The sequence below is a fragment of the Pseudomonas sp. Tav-5-1A genome (assembly GCF_055755055.1).
In genome coordinates, this window is record NZ_CM146901.1 from 2,910,716 (window position 1) to 2,929,322 (window position 18,607).

General features: G+C 67.1%; 15 protein-coding genes. 4 read left to right on the forward strand and 11 right to left on the reverse strand.

Features of this window, described 5'->3' with window-relative positions:
* From AC0J42_RS13350 to AC0J42_RS13380, 7 genes are all read right to left on the reverse strand, one after another.
* Window positions 1–987: an ABC transporter substrate-binding protein gene (locus tag AC0J42_RS13350; protein WP_473006505.1), complete on the reverse strand. Its 987-nt coding sequence runs from the start codon at window positions 985–987 to the stop codon at window positions 1–3.
* 288 nt (window positions 988–1,275) lie between these two features.
* A complete protein-coding gene (locus AC0J42_RS13355; protein WP_473006506.1) occupies window positions 1,276–2,892 on the reverse strand; it encodes a GMC family oxidoreductase in 1,617 nt (538 codons plus the stop codon).
* Window positions 2,889–4,283, reverse strand: coding sequence for a purine-cytosine permease family protein (locus AC0J42_RS13360; protein ID WP_473006507.1), 1,395 nt, complete (start codon window positions 4,281–4,283; stop codon window positions 2,889–2,891). Before AC0J42_RS13360 ends, AC0J42_RS13355 begins: the two co-directional genes overlap by 4 nt.
* Before the next feature lie 172 nt (window positions 4,284–4,455).
* Window positions 4,456–5,946 carry an aldehyde dehydrogenase gene (locus AC0J42_RS13365; protein WP_473006508.1) on the reverse strand — a complete coding sequence of 497 codons (1,491 nt, stop codon included), beginning with the start codon at window positions 5,944–5,946 and terminating at the stop codon, window positions 4,456–4,458.
* Between the two features lie 211 nt (window positions 5,947–6,157).
* Complete coding sequence (gene argE, locus AC0J42_RS13370; RefSeq protein ID WP_473006509.1) at window positions 6,158–7,312, reverse strand: acetylornithine deacetylase; 1,155 nt, start codon at window positions 7,310–7,312, stop codon at window positions 6,158–6,160.
* A complete protein-coding gene (locus AC0J42_RS13375; protein ID WP_416424021.1) occupies window positions 7,302–7,976 on the reverse strand; it encodes a DUF1028 domain-containing protein in 675 nt (224 codons plus the stop codon). The genes argE and AC0J42_RS13375 overlap by 11 nt, the downstream gene beginning before the upstream one ends.
* A gap of 211 nt (window positions 7,977–8,187) precedes the next feature.
* A complete protein-coding gene (locus tag AC0J42_RS13380; protein WP_473006511.1) occupies window positions 8,188–9,570 on the reverse strand; it encodes an aspartate aminotransferase family protein in 1,383 nt (460 codons plus the stop codon).
* Between the two features lie 131 nt (window positions 9,571–9,701).
* On the opposite strand from AC0J42_RS13380, the gene AC0J42_RS13385 reads away from it, so the two are divergent.
* From AC0J42_RS13385 to AC0J42_RS13395, 3 genes are all read left to right on the forward strand, one after another.
* A complete protein-coding gene (locus tag AC0J42_RS13385; RefSeq protein ID WP_473006512.1) occupies window positions 9,702–10,313 on the forward strand; it encodes a TetR/AcrR family transcriptional regulator in 612 nt (203 codons plus the stop codon).
* A gap of 213 nt (window positions 10,314–10,526) precedes the next feature.
* Window positions 10,527–11,831 carry a flavin-containing monooxygenase gene (locus tag AC0J42_RS13390; protein ID WP_473006513.1) on the forward strand — a complete coding sequence of 435 codons (1,305 nt, stop codon included), beginning with the start codon at window positions 10,527–10,529 and terminating at the stop codon, window positions 11,829–11,831.
* Between the two features lie 27 nt (window positions 11,832–11,858).
* Entirely contained in the window at window positions 11,859–12,269 is a 411-nt protein-coding gene (locus tag AC0J42_RS13395) for a RidA family protein (RefSeq protein ID WP_416424026.1), read from the forward strand.
* 150 nt (window positions 12,270–12,419) lie between these two features.
* Here the strand turns inward: AC0J42_RS13395 and AC0J42_RS13400 are convergent, their stop codons facing one another.
* Entirely contained in the window at window positions 12,420–12,977 is a 558-nt protein-coding gene (locus AC0J42_RS13400) for a flavin reductase family protein (protein ID WP_473006514.1), read from the reverse strand.
* A gap of 177 nt (window positions 12,978–13,154) precedes the next feature.
* Between AC0J42_RS13400 and AC0J42_RS13405 the strand changes: the two genes are divergently transcribed.
* Entirely contained in the window at window positions 13,155–13,805 is a 651-nt protein-coding gene (locus AC0J42_RS13405; protein ID WP_416424028.1) for a trypsin-like peptidase domain-containing protein, read from the forward strand.
* Window positions 13,806–13,814: 9 nt separating this feature from the next.
* Here AC0J42_RS13405 and AC0J42_RS13410 read toward each other — a convergent pair whose 3' ends face one another.
* Genes AC0J42_RS13410 through AC0J42_RS13420 form a run of 3 tightly spaced genes read right to left on the reverse strand, consistent with a single transcriptional unit; the run spans window position 13,815 to window position 18,564 of the window.
* A complete protein-coding gene (locus AC0J42_RS13410; RefSeq protein WP_473006515.1) occupies window positions 13,815–14,996 on the reverse strand; it encodes a beta-barrel domain-containing protein in 1,182 nt (393 codons plus the stop codon).
* The gene (locus AC0J42_RS13415) at window positions 14,993–17,152 is read right to left on the reverse strand and encodes a type I secretion system permease/ATPase (protein ID WP_473006516.1); all 2,160 of its coding nucleotides are present in this window, start codon (window positions 17,150–17,152) and stop codon (window positions 14,993–14,995) included. The genes AC0J42_RS13410 and AC0J42_RS13415 overlap by 4 nt, the downstream gene beginning before the upstream one ends.
* Window positions 17,149–18,564 (reverse strand): TolC family outer membrane protein, encoded by a 1,416-nt coding sequence (locus AC0J42_RS13420; protein WP_473006853.1) that lies wholly within the window; start codon window positions 18,562–18,564, stop codon window positions 17,149–17,151. Before AC0J42_RS13420 ends, AC0J42_RS13415 begins: the two co-directional genes overlap by 4 nt.
* Window positions 18,565–18,607: the final 43 nt, after the last annotated feature.

Genomic DNA, 18,607 nt, shown 5'->3' on the forward strand with positions numbered 1-18,607 from the left:
CTATCGTGGGGTGACGAAGCGGTTGTCGATCAGGTCGCTGTAGCTGACGTTGAACGGTTTGCCCTGCAGGTCGCTGGCGGTCTGGTTGGCCAATTTGATCACGGTGGCGGCGTCGCCGCTGGTGCCGGCGGTGCCCAGCAGTTTTTCGCTCATGGCCTGGTCATAGAAGCGCACGCCCTTGGCTGCGGCGGCCAGTTCCGCCGGGTCGGCCAGGTAGCCGCCGACGCCCTTGGCCATGATCGCGTAGGCCTCCTTGGGATGTTCCTGGGTGTACTGCACGGCCTTGTACAGCCCGGCCACCAGGGCTTTTACGTCTTCAGGCTGCTTTTCCACCACGTCGCAGTTGAGTGCCACCACGTCGACGATCACGCCTGGGGTGGTGCTGCTGTCCACCAGCACCTTGCCCACGTTCTTGTCGCGCACGCTGGTCAGGTGCGGCTCCCAGGTGACGGCGGCGGGCACGCGGCCGGCGATGAAGGCGGTGGCGGCGTCGTCGGCGGTCATGTTCTGGATGGTCAGGTCACTCATCTTCATGCCGGCGTTCTTCAGCAGGTAGGCCAGCCAGAACTGCGACACCGAGCCTTCGTTGACGGCCACGGCCTTGCCCTTGAGGTCCTGCAGGCTGCTGACGTCCTTGCCCACCAGCACGCCGTCGCCGCCGTGGCTTTCATCCAGCGCGGCCACGGCCTTGAAGCAGAATTGCGGGCGGTACTTGAGGATCTCGTCCAGGGTGGAGGCCGAGCCGGACAGTTTGCCCGAGGCCTGGGCCGCCATGTACATGGAGGCTTCCTCGATGGTCGGCAGCTCGACGGTCAGGCCTTTTTCCTTGAAGTAGCCCAGGTCCTGGGCCAGGTACAGGGTGCCGTAGCCGACCCAGGTGGTATGGCCGATGGACAGGGTGCCGGCCTGGGCGCCGCTGGCGATGCCGGCGGCGAGGGCGGTGAGGGCCAGTGGGCGCACGCAGCGTGAAACGAACGACTTGATCATGTGACACTCCCGGAATCTTGGTTTTCTGATGGGTTTCTCGGGGCAGTGGGCGTAACGCCAAAAACGTTGTACGTGGGGTCTCTGACGGACCTTTTGCCTCTGTGCGGCAGGGTCGATGTTGGCCCATGTGGCGGGGCAGGAAAACGATGAAATATGTGGTCGCTAACGAGGAAAAAGGTTGTTCGGCATGCGCCGGTGATTTGATCGGGGCGTAGGTGGGAGCTGGCTTGCCAGCGAGCTGTTGGGGGCCCCCAAAGCTCGCTGGCAAGCCAGCTCCCACACGCCCTGTTAGCCGGTGGTGCGTTCGAGTGTCGGCCGGGGGATGTTTGATTCATGCAGCATCATCGCCGCCGCCTTCTCGCCAATCATGATGCACGGCGCGTTGGTGTTGCCGCTGATCAGCGTCGGCATGATCGACGCATCCACCACCCGCAGCCCGCGCACCCCATGCACGCGCAGCTGCGGGTCGACCACGGCCAGCGGGTCGCTGCCCATCTTGCAGGTGCCCACGGGGTGGAACACGGTGGCGGCATGGTCGCGCACATAGTCCAGCAGTTGCGCGTCGCTCTGCACCTGGGCGCCGGGCAGCATTTCCTTGCCGCGCAAGGCGTCGAAGGCCGAGTCGGCGAGGATTCGCCGCGCCAGCTTGATGCCTTCGACCAGCACCTTGGCGTCGTGGGGGTCGCTGAGGAAGTTGAAGTCGATCACCAGCTTGCCGTCGCGGCCCAGGCGCAGCTCGCCGATGCTGCCGGGGCGCAGCACGCAGGTATGCACCGCGTAGCCGTGGCCCCATTCGAACAGCCGTCCACGGTGGCTGCGGTAGCCGGGCACGAAGTGGAATTGCACGTCCGGCAGCCCCTCGGCCAGGGGCGTGCGGGCGAAGCCGCCGGCTTCCACGTAGTTGGTGGTCAGCCAGCCCGTTTTGCTCAACACATAGCGCAGGGGCGCGGCGAGGATGGCCGGCAGGGCGCCAGCGGAAAAGCCCAGGGTGAGCGGGCTTTTCGAGCGCACCGTCACCAGGCCGTCCAGGTGGTCCTGGAGGTTCTTGCCCACGCCCGGCAGGTCGTGGCGCACCTCGATGCCGGCCTCGGCCAGCTCGGCGGCCGGGCCGATGCCCGAGGCCAGCAGCAGCTGCGGGCTGCCCAGGGCGCCGGCGCTGAGGATGACTTCGCGGCGGGCCTTGAGGAAGGTCTGCACGCCGTCGCTGTCCACCACCACGCCTTTGGCGACTTTTTGCTCCAGCACCACGTGCTTGACGGTGCAGTCGGTGACCACGGTGAGGTTTTCCCGCGCCAGCACCGGCGCCACGAAGGCGCGGTAGCTGGATAGGCGCCTGGCGTTCTTCTGGGTCAGGTTGTAAATGCCGCAACCCTCCAGCCGCGTGCCGTTGAAGTCGTCATTGCGCCGGATGCCGATGGCTTCGGCCGCTTTGACGAACAGCGCCGACAGCGGATTGGGATCACGCGCCGCTTCCACGTTCAGTTCGCCGCCGCTGCCGTGCAGGGTAGGGTCCTGGCCCAGGCGGTTGTTTTCCGACTGCTTGAAGTACGGCAGCACGCTGGCCCAGTCCCAACCCGGCTGCGCCCAGCGGTCATAGTCGCTGGCGTGGCCGCGGATGTAGATCATGCTGTTCATCGAGCTGGAACCGCCTAGGGCCTTGCCGCGCGGAGTGTGCAGCGAGCGGTTGGCGAGGTGCTTCTGCGGCGCGGACAAGAAGTTCCAGCTGTACTTCTTGCTCTTGTACAGCGTGATGGTGCCGGCCGGGGTCTGGATGCGCGGGCTGTTGTCATGGCTGCCGGCCTCGATCAGGCACACCTTGACCTGCGGATCGGCGCTCAGCCGGTTGGCCAGCACGCAGCCCGAAGAGCCTGCGCCAACGATGATGTAGTCGTAGTCAGTGTTCATGCGTTTCTCCCGGCCAGCAGCGCGGGGGCGCGGAAGCGGCGGCTGAGCAGGTAGTAGACCGGCGAGATCACCAGCAGCCCGACGATCCAGGAAATGTCGGCGCCGCCCATGGCCTTGGCCACCACGCCGGTGTACAGCTCGGTGGCCATGAACGGCACCTGCACCAGCACGCCCAGCACGTAGCAGCCCACGGCGGTCCAGTTGAAGGTGCCGTAAATGCCGCCATCGCGGCGGAAGAACGACGCCACGTCGTAGCTGCCGTGGGCCACCAGGTAGTAGTCCACCAGGTTGATGGCGGTCCAGGGCACCAGCACGTACAACAGCAGCAGGATGAAGTTGGTGTAGTTGGCCATGAAGTCATCCTGGCCCAGCAGCGCCAGGGCCAGGGAAATGCCGAACAGCACCAGCGCGGTAACGGTGCGCGACAGCGCGCCGGCCGACCATTTCGGTACCAACGTCTGGCCCACGGTGATGGCCGACAGGGTGCCGCAGTACAGGTTCATGGCATTGGTGGCGGCGATGCCCACCGAGAACACCGCCACCACCAGGGTGGCGATGGGGCCGGTCAGCTCGATCAGGCCGGCGATGATGTCACCGTTAACGCTGAGGCCGACGATTACCCCCAGGGCCATGGGCAGGATGGAGCCCAGGCAGCAGCCCCAGTAGCTGGACCAGAAGGCCGCGCGGCCGCCGGTGTCGGCGGGCATGTAGCGCGAGTAGTCCGACACGTACGGCGCGTAGGCCAGCTGCCACAGCGCCGCCACCGACAGGGTGCCGAGGAAGCCGGGCAGGTTGAAGGCGTTGCGTTGCAGGAAGTCGGCGGGCAGGCCGTGCACGGCGACGATCCAGATGAAGCACAACAGCAGGATGGCCCCCGACAGGTAGGACATCAGCCGCGTGTAGGCGTGGATCAGGCGGTAGCCGAACACCGTCGCCACCACGCTGATCAGCCCCACCAGGACGATGCCCTGGTTGGTGCTGACCAGGGCGTATTGGCTGTGCAGCGACTGCCCGCCCAGCACCAGGTTGGAGGCGAAGAAGCCCAGGTACATGATCACTACCAGGGCCACCACCAGCAAGGAGCCGTAGGAGCCGAACTGGCCGCGGGTCTGGACCATCTGCGGCACGCCCAGCTGTGGGCCCTGGGCCGAGTGCAGGGCCATGAACACACCGCCGATGAGATTGCCGGCCACCAGCGCCAGCAGGGCGGCGGTGAAGGGCAGCTTGAACACCGTCACCGCCAGGGCGCCAGTGACCACGGTCAGCAGCATGATGTTGGAGCCGAACCAGATGGTGAACAGGTCGCGGGCGCGGCCGTGGCGCTGGTCGGCGGCAATGGGCTGGATGGTGCTCAACTCCAGCGTGGCGGGCTTGGGGGTGGGGTGATTCATGGCATGCGTTCGCTCTATGGGTGGCGGGCAGATAAATCAAGGAAGTGCTGCATGGTTTTTATTCTTCTCTCGCCTCAATCCGGTAGGAGCCGACCTTGGTCGCGATGCAGGCGACACAGTTTGGCGGTGTCGCCATCGCGACCAAGGTCGGCTCCTACGGAAAAGGGGAGGTTCAGCGCAGCTGGAACCAGGTGGTTTTCAGCTGGGTGTACTTGTCGAACGAGTGCAACGACAGGTCGCGGCCAAAGCCCGACTGCTTGCCGCCGCCGAAGGGCACGCACACGTCGAGGGCGTCGACGGTGTTCACCGACACGGTGCCGGCATTCAAGCGCCGTGCCACGCGGTGGGCGCGGTTGAGGTCGTCGGTCCACAACGAGGCGGCCAGGCCGTAGATGTGGTCGTTGGCCAGCTGCACCGCCTCGTCCTCATCGTCGAACGCGCTGATGGCCAGCACCGGGCCGAACACTTCCTCGCGGGCCAGGCGCATGTCGGCGCGCACCTCGGTGAACAGCGTCGGCTGGATGAAGTTGTTCGAGCCATTGAAAGTCAGGCGTTCACCACCGGCCACGCGGCGGGCGCCGCTGGCGTCGGCGTCGGCGATATGTTCGATGATGCGCGCCGCCTGGCTGGCGTCGACGATGGCGCCCATCTTGCTGGCCGGGTCCAGCGGGTCGCCGGGCTGCCAGTCGCGGGCCTTGGCCACCAGGCGTTCGACGAACTCGTCGTGGATGCTGCGCTCCACCAGCAGCCGCGAGTTGGCCGAGCACACCTCGCCCTGGTTGAAGAAAATGCCGAAGGCAGCTTTCTCGGCGGCCAGGTCCAGGTCCTGGCAGTCGGCGAACACCAGGTTCGGGCTCTTGCCGCCGCACTCCAGCCACACCTGCTTGAGGTTGGACTGCGCGGCGTACTGCATGAAGTATTTGCCCACCTGGGTGGAGCCGGTGAACGCCAGGGCGTCGACGTCCGGGTGCAGGCCCAGGGCGCGGCCGGCCTGCTCGCCAAGGCCGGTGACCACGCTGAACACACCCTCGGGCACGCCGGCCTGCAGGGCCAGTTCCACCAGGCGCAGGGCCGAGAACGGCGACTGCTCGGCGGGCTTGAGGATCACGCTGTTGCCGGCGGCCAGGGCCGGGGCCAGCTTCCAGGCGGCCATGTCCAGCGGGAAGTTCCACGGCACCACGGCGGCGATCACCCCCAGTGGCTCGCGGGTGATGGTGGCCAGGGTGCCGGGGCCGGTGGGTGCCACCTGGTCGTAGAGCTTATCGAGGCTTTCGGCGTACCAGGCGAACACCTGGGCGGCGCCGGGCACGTCGATGTTCCAGGCGTCCATCACCGGCTTGCCCATGCTCAGCGAGTCGAGCAGCGCCAGCTCTTCGCGGTGCGCCAGGATCAGCTCGGCCAGGCGCAGCAGCACCGCCTTGCGCTCGCGCGGTGCCATGCGCGCCCACGGGCCGTTGGCGAAGCTGTGGCGCGCCACCTGCACGGCCAGGTCGACGTCGGCGTCGCCACAGGCGGCGACGTGGGCGAGCAGGGCGTTGGTGGCGGGGTTGATGACCGCGAAGGTCTCGCCCGACAGCGCCGCATGGGCGCGGCCGTCGATGTGGGCGGTGGTGATGAAGCGTTGTTCACGGGCCAGGCGTTGCCAGGTGCTGAGGTCGGTCACGGTGGTCTCCAGAATCCATGTCCACGGTTGATGGGGGTGATACTGGGCGATGCGTGGCGGGCAGGAAATTAGTAAAAATGTGCTCCGCCTCGATAAAAAACCTCGGCAGTTCCGGTGACCGGTAGGAGCCGGCCTTGGCCGCGATGACGGTTGGCCTGCCACACCTGCGGTGGCCGCATCGCGACCAAGGTCGGCTCCTACGGTGGTTGCGTCACGACGTATGCAGATACTCGGCAACACGCCCCAGCATCACATCGCACGCTTCCAACTGCGCCACGCTGACGAACTCGTCGGGCTTGTGCCCCTGGTCCATGCTGCCCGGCCCGCACACCACCGTGGCGATGCCCAGGGCGTCGAACAGCCCGCCCTCGGTGCCGAACGCCACGGTGCCGAAGGCGTCACTGCCACAAAACTGCGCAATCAACTGCGCCGCCTGGCTGTGCCGGTCGGTGGCCAGGCCCGGGTAGGCCGATAGTTCGCTGAAGTGGATGGCACTGTCGGCGTGCACCGCTTGCATGCGCGGCAGCACTTCAGTGCGCGCATAGCGTTGCAGCTGTTCGACCACCTGGCGCGGGTCTTGGGCGGGGAGGGCGCGCACCTCGAAGTCGAAGCGGCAGTCCTCGGGCACGATATTCAGCGCCTTGCCGCCGCCGATCACGCCGGTCTGCACGGTGCTGAACGGTGGGTCGAAGCGCTCGTCATGGAGCTCCGGCGCGCGCAGCCCGGCGCCGATGCGGCCCAGCTCGCCGATCAATTCGGCGGCGTATTCGATGGCGTTCACCCCCTGCGGTGCATAGGCCGAATGGCAGGCCGCCCCGTGCACGTCGCAGCGCATGGCCAGCTTGCCCTTGTGGCCCAGCACCGGCCTGAGTTCGGTGGGTTCGCCGATGATGCACAGCAGCGGCCGGTGCGGCCGCTGGGCCAGTTCGGCGAGCAGCGAGCGCACGCCCAGGCAGCCTACTTCCTCGTCGTAGCTCAAGGCGATATGCACCGGCAGGCGCAGCGGCGCGGCCAGCAACGCCGGCACCGCCGCCAGTACGCAGGCAATGTAGCCTTTCATGTCGGCGGTGCCACGGCCGTACAGCTTGCCGCCGTGCTCGGTGAGGCTGAATGGCGGCACGCTCCAGGCCTGGCCGTCGGCGGGCACCACGTCGGTGTGGCCCGACAGCACGATGCCGGGGCGGTCGTCCGGGCCCAGGGTGGCAAACAGGTTGGCCTTGCTGCGCTGCTCGTTGAAGATCAGCTGGCAGGGCACGTCGAAGCGGGCCAGGTAGTCGCGCACGTATTCGATCAGTTGCAGGTTGGACTCACGGCTGGTGGTGTCGAAGCCGATCAGGTCGGCCAGCAGGGCGCGGCTATTCATCACCGGGCACGCCGTAGCTGGGGGCCTTGGTGGGGTCCAGGGCGCGGGTCAGGTAGTCCTGCAGCTGCGGGCGGTAGGCGTGCCAGAGCGTTGCCAGGGCGTCGATGGGGGCTTCGTCGGCCCAGTCCACGCGCAGGTCGACGATGGGCCAGGTCAGTTCACCCACCACCACCAGGGCGGCCGAATGCACCGGCCCGGCTTCGCCACCGGCGGCCACGGCGGCCTGCATGGCGGCCAGCAGGCGGTCGGCCAGTTGCCCTTCGCTGGTTTCGAAGGTGCGCACCAGGGTGTCGATCACGGCGCGGTCGGCGAGCATGTTGCCGGCGCCCACACATTGCTCGCCTGCCACGGCGTTGTGGGTGCCCAGGGTCTCGCTGCCGCTGAAATGCGCGGCGTTGCCCAGGTGGTCCAGGGCGGTGACCTGGCGGTACTGGCTGTAGCCGTTGCTGGTCAGCGCCTTGTCCAGCGCCTGGGCGGGGGTGAGGCCCTGTTCCAGCTGGTCGAGCACCTGCGGGCCCAGGGCCGGCAGGGTGATGTTCTGGGTGGACACCGCGCCCACGCCGGGGCGCAGCCACGGGCAGCGCGCGCCCACGGCGATGCTGGAAGAGCTGATGGCAATGCCCAGTTGGCCGGTTTCGGCGCAGCGGCCGACGATGGAGAAGGTCATGAGGGTTCGTCCTGTTGAGTGCTCAAGACCATCATGGCCATGGCCCCGGGCGGGCGAAACGAGGATTTTTATCGTCGCAGGTTCGTAAAAAGCTCTGTAACTGAATAATCGCCTGTGCTCAAAAAGGCCAGCGCAGCCTACGGCAGCGGCTACACCCCGTAGCCGCTGCCGTAGGCTGCGCTGGCCCTGACGGCCGGGCACCGCGTACGGGTTAAAGCACGCCGATCTCGCGGGCGGTGCGGTCCACGGCGATGCGGGTCTTGTCCACCAGCTCGTCCAGCTCCAGGCGCGTGGCCACCAGCGCCGGCGCCATGATCATGCGCCCCAGGGTGCTGCGGATAATCAGGCCTTCCTCGAAGCCGATGGTGCGGCAGCGCCAGGCGATATCGTTCTCGTTGGCGAAGCGCTGGCGCGTGGCCTTGTCCTGGGTGAACTGCAGCGCCGCCACCAGGCCGATGCCTTGCACCTCGCCCACCAAGGGGTGATTGCCGAACACCTCGCGCAGGGTGTTCTGCAGGTAGGGGCCAGTGTCGCTTTTCACCTGGGCCACCACGCCTTCGTCCCGCAGGGCCTTGAGGTTGGCAATCGCCACCGCCGCCGCCACCGGGTGGCCGGAGTAGGTCAGGCCGTGGGCGAACACGCCGCCGCGCTCCACCAGCGCCTCGGCCATGCGTTTGGACAGGATCAGCCCGCCCATGGGGATGTAGCCCGAGGTCAGGCCCTTGGCGATGGACAGGGTGTCGGGCTCGAAGCCCAGGGCCTGGTGGGCGAACCACTCGCCGGTGCGGCCAAAGCCGCCGATGACTTCGTCGGCGCACAGCAGCACGTCATGTTTGCGGCAGATGCGCTGGATCTCCGGCCAGTAGGTGGCCGGCGGGATGATCATGCCGCCGGCGCCCTGGAAGGGCTCGGCGACGAAGGCGGCGACCTTGTCGGCGCCCAGTTCGAGGATTTTGTCTTCCAGCTGCCGCGCCGCGCGCAGGCCGAACTCTTCTGGCGTGAGGTTGCCTTCGTGGGCGTACCAGTAGGGTTCGTCGATGTGCGCCACGTCGGGCACGGTGCCGCCCATGTCGTGCATGAACTTCATGCCGCCCAGCGCCGTGGCCGCCAGGGTGGAGCCGTGGTAGCCGTTCCAGCGGCCGATCATGATCTTCTTCTCGGGCTTGCCCTGCACCTGCCAGAACTTGCGCACGGTGCGGATCAGCACCTCGTTGGCCTCGGAGCCGGAGTTGGTGTAGATGGCGTGGCTGTAGTGGCCGGGCAGCAGGCTGAACAGCAGCTCGGACAGTTCGATGACCGCCGGGTGGGTGGTGTGGAAGAACATGTTGTAGTACGGCAGCTGTTCCAGCTGCTGGCTGGCGGCAGCGGCCAGGTCCTTGCGGCCGTAGCCCAGGTTGGTGCACCACAGGCCGGACATGCCGTCCAGGTAGCGCTTGCCTTCGTTGTCCCACAGGGCCAGGCGCTCGCCGCGCACCATCACCCGCGGGCCTTCGGCGTTCAGGGCTTTCTGGTCGACGAAGGCGTGGATGTGGTGGGCGGCGTCGGCGGCCTGGTAATCACGGGTGCTGCGGGTAGGGCGGGTCTGGTCGGACATTGCCTGGCTCCTGGGGCGGCGAAGTGTGGATTAATTATTTGCAGCCAAAAATATTTTTGTAAACAAAATATTTTGCAGAGAAAAGACAAACCCTTACCCTAGGGGCTTCCATGCCGCCGCCCAGAGCCTCCATGACCGGTCTACGCGAAAGACAGAAAGAACAGCGCCGCCAGGTCATCGCCGAGGCGGCCCTGGCGCTGTTCATCAGCCAGGGCTTCGTCGCCACCACCCTTGAGCAGATTGCCAACCGCGCAGGGGTCTCGGCGCCCACGGTGGTGAATTATTTCGGCGGCAAGCAGGAGATTCTGCTGACCCTGCTCAAGGGCCCCGACCAGCAGGCCATGCTGGAAGCACGCGCGCACCTGGACGACGACTCCGACCCGCTGGACGCCCTGTGCGAGCTGGAGGGGTTGATGACCCGCTACCAGCTGCAGGCCATGCCCGCCACCTTGTGGCGCGAGCTGGCGCCGTTCCTGTTCACCGGCGAGTTTGCCGCCGTGCTGCAACCCTGGAACGACGCGGTGGTGGCCGAGACCCGCGCGCTGCTGGCGCACTTCCAGCGCCTGGGCAAGGTGCGCGCCGAGGTGGACATCGAGGTGGCGGCGACGGTGTTCAACCAGTACGCGAACCTGGCGTTTATCCGCCTGGCCACCGAGCCTGCTCCCGATCGCGCCGCCCATGCCGCGCACATGCGCGCCATGCTCGGGCTGCTGTGCCATGGCCTGCTGGCTGCGCAGTGCTAGTGACGCGGCCTGACGGCCGCTGCTACAGGTAACGCGCTGTAGCAGCTGCCGGAGGCTGCGTCACTAGCGACGCGGTTCTTCGGCCGCCTAGCTTTTTCCTGCCCTGCGACCACAAAAAACCTCATTTCGCCCGCCACCGTCCTTGCACAGAATGCGCTCAAGAGCACCCACCTGACCGAACCACTTCGGCACGCTTTTGAGAAGGACACAGACATGACAGTGGCAACCGTGGAAATCGATACGCTTATCGTCGGCGCCGGCCAGGCCGGCGTGGCCATGAGTGAGCACCTGAGCAAGCTGGGTGTGCCGCACCTGGTGCTGGAGCGCAACCGCATCGCCGAGCGCTGGCGCACCGGCCGCTGGGATTCGCTGGTGGCCAACGGCCCGGCCTGGCACGACCGGTTCCCCGGCATGGAATTCGATGACCTGAGCCCCGACGGTTTCGCCCCCAAGGAGCGCGTGGCCGACTACTTCGAAGCCTATGCGCGCAAGTTCAACGCGCCGATCCGCACCGGCGTCGAGGTGAAGAAGGTGCAGCGCAACGCCGGCCGTCCCGGCTTCACCGTGGACACCAGCGAAGGTGTCATCGAGGCCAACCGCGTGGTGGTCGCCACCGGGCCGTTCCAGGTGCCGGTGATTCCGGCCATTGCCCCCAGGAACGTGCCGTTGACCCAGATCCACTCCGCCGACTACCGCAACCCGCAGCAACTGCCGGCCGGTGGCGTGCTGGTGGTGGGCGCCGGCTCCTCCGGCGTGCAGATCGCCGATGAACTGCGCCGCGCCGGCCGCGACGTGTACTTGTCGGTGGGCCAGCACGACCGGCCGCCACGGGCCTACCGCGGGCGGGATTTCTGCTGGTGGCTGGGGGTGCTGGGCGAGTGGGACGCGGCGGCCATGAAGCCGGGCCGCGAGCACGTCACCATCGCCGTCAGCGGCGCCCATGGCGGGCGCACCGTGGACTTCCGCGAACTGGCGCAGCAGGGCATGACCCTGGTGGGCCTGACCCAGGCCTTCGACGGCGCGGTGGCGCGCTTCCAGCAGGACCTGGTCGACAACCTCAAGCGCGGCGACGACAACTACCTGGCCCTGCTGGACGCTGCCGACGCCTACATCGAGCGCAACGGCCTCGACCTTGCGCCCGAGCCCGGCGCGCGCCGGGTGTTCGCCGACGCGCCGTGCATCAGCCAGCCGCTGCAGCAGCTGGACCTGCTGGCAGCCGGGGTCAGCACCATCATCTGGGCCACCGGCTTTGCCACCGACTACACCTGGCTGGCCGTGGACGCCTTCGACGCCAAGGGCAAGCCGACCCACCAGCGCGGCGTGTCCACCGAGCCGGGCGTGTACTTCCTCGGCCTGCCGTGGCAGTCGCGGCGCGGCTCGTCGTTCATCTGGGGCGTGTGGCACGACGCCAAGTACATCGCCGACCAGATCGCCATCCAGCGCCAATACGCCGCCTACCACCGTGATGCCAGCCAGCGTCAGGCCCGGGCCGTCGAAAAAACCACCGTCAGCGCTTGATCATTCGTGTTTGCCAAGGAGCCACCGATGCCAACCCATACCCGTATTCGCATGTTCAACACCAAGGAAACCTACCCCAACCAGGCCCTGGACAACGACCTGTGCCAGGCCGTGCGCGCCGGCAACACCGTGTACGTGCGCGGCCAGGTGGGCACTGATTTCGAAGGCAACCTGGTGGGCCTCGGCGACCCCCGCGCCCAGGCCGAACAGGCGATGAAAAACGTCAAGCAACTGCTGGAAGAGGCAGGCTCGGACCTGTCGCACATCGTCAAGACCACCACCTACCTAATCGACCCGCGCTACCGCGAGCCGGTGTACCAGGAAGTGGGGAAATGGCTGAAGGGCGTGTTCCCGATTTCCACCGGGCTGGTGGTGTCGGCGCTGGGGCAGCCGCAGTGGTTGATGGAGATTGATGTGATTGCCGTGATCCCGGATTGACCGTTGGCCGCGGACGCCGCCTGCGGCAGCTGCTACGGGGCGGCACAAGGCCGCCTCCCTTGTGGGAGCTGGCTTGCCAGCGAGCTTTTATGGCCCCAACAGCTCGCTGGCAAGCCAGCTCCCACAGGATGTAGCAGCGGGGTTCGTGATTCAGGTCAGCATCGATGCCTTGAACAAGCGCTTGCGGTCGATGGTCTTGCCCGACAGCATGAACTGGCCCATGCCCTGGTAATGCAGGGTTTCGGGCTGGGCGGGCGAGGGCGCCACATGGGCCTTCACCACTTCGAAGATAAACAGGTTGTAGCCATCCACCATGGCGTCATCGTGCAACCGGCACTCGAAATTGGCGTGGCACTCTTCGATCAGCGGCGCCTTGACCTTGCTGGCCTTGCCCTGCGTCAGGCCGAAGTGCTCGAACTTGTCCAACTCGGTGCCCGAGCAGTTGCCAATCCCCACCACCGTGTCCACCCACTTCGCCTCGGGCAGGTTGATCACGCATTCGCCACTGTTGCGCACCAGCTCGAACGAATGGTTGGCGCTGGAGATCACGCAGCCGATCAGCGAGGGCGTGAACTCCATCACCATGTGCCAGCCCAGGGTCATGATGTTGCTCTGGTCTTGCCAGCGCGACGACAGCAGCACGATGGGGCCAGGTTCCAGGAAGTGGCGGACGTTGGCGACGGGGTAGGACTTTTTCGTGGCGGGCATGGGGATCTCCGGGTGGGTTGATCTCCCTTGTTTGGGTAGCACGGGCGGAAAAAATTCAATAAGTCAGACGATATTCAAAACAAATTGGATCCAGCCGAACGGTAGACTCACCCTATCGACCGCATGATGGCACACTGATATATTTGCGCCATCACTCACCCACCCCAGCGTGAAGAAATGAACCCCCTCAAGTCGCTCCTGGCAGCCTGTGTGCTGCTCAGCGGGTGCAATGGAATGCCGACCGCTTACACCACGGACCCTGTCTATGACCAAGCCTTCGTCGTTCACTCAGGGGGGCCTTTGCCCTTTATGCTGATGGGCACGGCGGTGCAGTGGAACGCCGATTATGCGGTCACGGTGAAACACATTCCATACCTGCCGGGCGCCGTCTATCAGGGCCAGGCGGATGTGCAGTTCTTCCGCCACAAGGCCGAGGGTGCGCCGCAGTGGCGCGCCTATGTGCCGGGCGAGACGCTGACGGCGGTGGGCTTCAATTCCCTCTATGTACCGGTGAAAGGCCAGGGCCGCGCGCTGCCGGCCATGGTGCGGCTGGACGCGAAGGAAGGCAACGTGATGTACGCCACCAACGATGCGCCCACGGCCAAAGGCATGTCCGGCGGGCCGGTGTTTGCCGCCGACGGCAAGGTGGTGGGGATCAACGTGGCGTACCTGACCCACGGCGACCTGGCGGGCCTCAAGCGCGCGGACCTGGCCAACCAGCCGCGGGTCAGCGTGTTCCTGCCCTATGCCGAGATCACCCGGGAGTGGAACCGTTACCTGGCGCAGTCGCAGCCGCTGAAGGCGCCGACTAGCCTCGCCAGCCGCTGATGCAATTCCTTATCGTTCGCGCAGCGCTTCGCGCGCGCGGTTCAGGGGTTTGATCAGGTAGTCGAGCACGGTCTTCTCGCCGGTGCGGATGTCCACCGTGGCGATCATCCCCGGGACGATGGCGAAGGTCTTGCCGGCCTTGTTGCGCAGCACGTCGGCGTTGGTGCGGATGAACACCCGGTAGTAGAAGATCTCCGGCTTGGCCTGGTCCTGGATAGTGTCGGGGGAGATGGTCACCACCTTGCCGTCGAGGCTGCCGTAGATCGAATAGTCATAGGCGGTGATCTTCACCTTGGCGTCCTGGTCGGGGTGGATGAAGGCGATGTCGCGGGGGGCGATGCGCGTCTCGATCAGCAGCTGCTCGTCCAGCGGCACGATCTCCATCAGCTTGCCGTTGGGCGGAATTACCCCGCCCACGGTGGTCACCTCGATGTCCTTGACCACGCCGCGCACCGGCGAGCGCAGGGTCATGCGTTCCAGCGAGTCGTTGCGGCCACGAATCACCGCCACCAGCATGTCCGCCTCGGCGTTGGCCTTGGCCAGGTCTTCGCGGGCGCGCACCATGTAGTCCGAACGGGCCTCGGTGGCCTTGAGTTCCAGCTCCGAGCGCTGGCGGTTCAGGCGCAGCACTTCGACGCGGCTGGAGGCGCCGATCTTGGCCAGGTTCTGGGTGATGTCCAGTTCGCTGCGCACCAGCTTCAGCGATTCCTGGATGCCCGCCAGGGTGGCCTCCAGGCCGCGCCGGCGGGTGGTGTACAGCGCGGTCTCGGCGCTGATCAGCTCGGGGTAGGCCTGCAGCGAGGGCGCGAACTTCAGCGGCGTGTCGTTGACCTCGGCCTGCAGGCGGTTGACGCTGGCCAGGGCGGCGCGGTACTTGGCCTCGCTTTCGCCGACGTTGGACTCGTTCTTCACCGGGTCCAGCTGCGCCAGCACCTCGCCGCGCTCCACCAGCGCGCCCTCGCTGACGTTCAGTTGCTTGACGATGCCGCCCTCCATGGACTGGATCACCTGCTCGTGGGAGCTGGGGATGACCTTGCCGGTGCCGGTGGACACTTCCACCACCTGGAACCAGTAGGCCCACACGAAGAAACAGCCGAGCATGAGCGCGCAGCCCCAGATCACCCGGGCGCCGCGCACCAGGCCGCGGTCGTCGTCGCCGTCCAGGTACGACGCGTGTTCGTAAGTGCTCATGCCTGCGCTCCTTGCGGTTGCTTGAGACGGGCGAGGGCGGCGTCGCGGTGGTCGTCGATGACGATGTGCCCGCCGTCCACCACGATGATGCGCTCCACCAGTTGCAGCAGGCTGACGCGGTGGGTGGCCACCACCAGGGTGCGGCCCTGGGTGAACTGTGCCAGCTGTTCCAGCAGCCGCCGCTCGGTGATGTCGTCGAGGCTGGCGGTGGGCTCGTCCAGCAGCAGCACCTGGGGCTGGCGCAGCAGCAGGCGCGACAGCAGCAGGCTCTGCCGTTGCCCGCCCGACAGGCCCTGGCCGCCTTCGAGGATCACGTGGTCCATGCCCTTGGGCAGCATCCGCACGAAGTCCAGGGCCCCGGTCTGCGACAGCGCGGCAAGGATCTCCTGGTCGCTGGCCTGGCCGGCGCCCAGGGTGATGTTGTCGCGCAGGGTGCCGTGGAACAGCCGCGCGTGCTGGGCCAGCAGGCCGACGTCGCGGCGCAGGTCGGCGGGGTCCAGGTGGGCGAGGGCGATGCCGTCCAGGGTGGTCTCGCCGGTGCCCAGGTCCATGCCGCCGGCCAGCGCCTGCAGCAGCGTCGACTTGCCGGCGCCGTTGCGGCCCAGAATGGCAATGTGCTCGCCGGGGCGGATGGTCAGGTTGATGTTGCTCAGGGCCGGCGCCGCTTCCTCGCTGTAGCGGAAGCTGGCCTGGCGGAACTGATACTCGCCGCGAATGGCCGGCAGGTGCACGCGCTGGCTGCCCTGGGGGTGGTCCACGGGCAGCTGCATGATGCGGTTCAGGCCCTGCAGCGCCACCTTGGCCTGCTGCCAGCGGGTGAGCACGTGGGTGAGCTGGGCCATGGGCGCCATCATGCGTGACGACAGGATGGACGCTGCCACCAGGCTGCCGGTGGTCAGGTCGCCGGCAATCACCATGGGTGCGCCGAACACGATGACCACGGCGAACACCGCGCTCTGCACGTTCTGGGTCCAGGCCACCAGGCTGTTGGTGAGGTTGCGCAGGCGCAGGCTGCTCTCCGCCGAAGCGGCGTTGTAGTGGTTCCACTGCTGCTGGAAGCGCTGTTCGGCCTGCAGCGCCTTGATGTCGTCCAGGCCCTGGATGGCCTCCACCAGCATGGCGTTGCGCAGGGCCGCCTCGCGCATGGACTCGTTGGCCAGCCGCGCCAGCTTGCGCTGGGCCAGCACCCCGGGCAGCACCATCAGCACCAGGGCGACCACGGGTATGGCCACCAGGGCGCCGCCGATCAGGTAGAACACCAGCAAAAACATCAGGAAGAACGGCAGGTCGGCCAGTGCCGTGGCGGTGCTGGAGGTGATCAGGTCGCGGATCTGCTCCAGCTCGCGCAGCTGCGAGATGAACGAGCCGGTGGAGCGCGGCCGCGCCGAATTGCGCAGGCGCAGGGCGTGGCCGAACACCAGGTCGGAGACCCGCAGGTCGGCGCGCTTGCCCAGCAGGTCGGTGATGCGCAGGCGCATGATGCGCATCACGAAGTCGAACACCACCGCCAGCAGCACGCCGCCGAACAGCACGTAGAGGGTGGGCAGCGACTCGGCGGGAATCACCCGGTCGTACACCTGCATGGAAAACAGCACGCCGGCCATGCCCAGCAGGTTGGCCACCAGCGAGGCGATCATTACCTGGGTGTAGGGCCGCAGGTCGCGCAGCACGATGCGCCGGAACCAGTGTTCGTCGAAGGGTTTGACGTAGTCGTCGGTGCGCACGTCGCTGAGCACCTGGGTGGGCCGCAGCACCACCGTGCGAATGGCCTGGCCGGCGAGGGTGGCCGGGTCGATGCGGCTTTGCAGGCCCTGGTCGCCGCTGAAGACGATGCCCAGCTCGCCGTCCTCGCCCACGCTTTCCACCACGCCCACCTGGCCGTCGCGCAACTGCACCACCAGCGGCGCGCGCCAGCGGCTGAGGCTGCGGCGGTCGAAGCCGGCGAACTTGACGCTCAGGCCGGCCTGACGCGCCATGTGCCGCACCACGTCCTCCAGGCGCGCGTCGGGCTGCTGCGAGGCGATGCGAATGCTCTCCGGCGACACGTCCAGGCGGTAGTGGCGGGCGATGGTCAGCACTGCTTCCAGCCAGGGCGCGTAGTCGGCACGCGGCGGCGGCGCGGCAGGTTCGTGGTTGATGACGATGGCGTCGGTCATGGCAGGATCTCCACGTGCTGGATGGTGCTGTGGTCGATGCCGAAGGCGCGGCGCAGGCCGCCGCTGTTGTACAGGCAATCGATTTGCAGGCGGCGCGAGTCGGCCACGGTGTTTTCCAGGTCGAAGCGTGACTGGTAGATCTCCTGCTCGGCGTTGAGCAGGTCCAGCAGTGGCCGGGTGCCCAGCTCCAGGTACTGCTTGCCGTACAGCTCGCGGGCCTGGCGGATGCTGGCTTCGCGGGTCTGCAGGGCGCCCAGGCGGCGGTTGAGGCTGGCGGTCTGCGCCTGGGCTTCGGTGAGGCCCTGGCGCGCCTGCAGGCGCGCGGCGTCCTCTGCCGAGTCGGCGGCGCTCAGGGCGTGGCCGGCGGCGCGGGTGCGGGCGCTGGTGGCGCCGCCCTGGTAGATCGGCACTTCCAGGTTGAGGAAGATGCCCACCTGGGTGCGGTTGATGTCGGGGTTGTCCTTGTTGTAGTCGTTGTCCAGGTACTGGTTCAGCGACGGCTCCAGGGACAGGGTGGGGTAGGCCTGGGCCTTGGCGTTGGCCAGTTCGGCCTGGGCCTGGGTGCGCTGGGCCACGGCGGCCAGCACCGCGGGCAGGGCGTCGCCGTTGTCGGGGGCCTGGCAGGACTGCTCCAGGGCCGTGGCGAAGGCGTCGGTGACCTGGGGCACGCTGCGCCGCCCCAGCAGGTTGGCCAGGGTCGACTGCCAGCGCGCGTACTGGGCCTTGTAGTCCTGCAAGGTGGCCATGCCGCCGTCGGCGCGGGACTGCGCCTGGACCACGTCGGAGCGGGTGCTGGCGCCCATGTCGCTGCGCTGCTGGGCCAGCTCGACGATGTCGCCGATGCCCTTGATCTGGTCGCGGGCGGTGGCCAGCAAATGCTGGTAGCGCTGCACCTCGATGTAGGCGTAGGCAGTGTCGCGGGCCACCTGGTCGATGGCCAGCAGGATGTTCGCCTGGCTCTGCGCGGCCTTGGCGCGGGCGGCGTCGACCGAGCTGTCGACCTTGCCGAAGTCGTAGAGCATCTGCTTGAGGGAAATGCTCACGGCCTGGGTGTTGCGGTCGCCGTCGTAGCCGCTGTCATAGCCGCCCTTGATGCCGCCGGTGACCTGGGGGTAGTAGCCGGCCTGGGCGACGTTGATGTTCTCGCCCTGTTGCAGCAGGGTACCCACGGCTTCGGCGATGCTGGGGTGCCAGTCCACGGCCACGCGGATGGCCTGTTCCAGGCCCAGGCGCTGCTCGCTGGCGCTGACCGTGCGCGGCGCCGCGGGCACCCGGGCGGCGTTGCCCGGGTTGGGTTGCAGTTTGGTCGGGCTGATGACGCTGAGCCCGGGGTCCAGATGATCGTCGGCGAGGGCCGACACCGTGATGCAAGGCTGCAGGCCGACGGACAGCACGACCGCCGACAACTTCAAAAGGCGAACTGGCTTCACTGGGTTCCCTTACTGTTATTAGGTT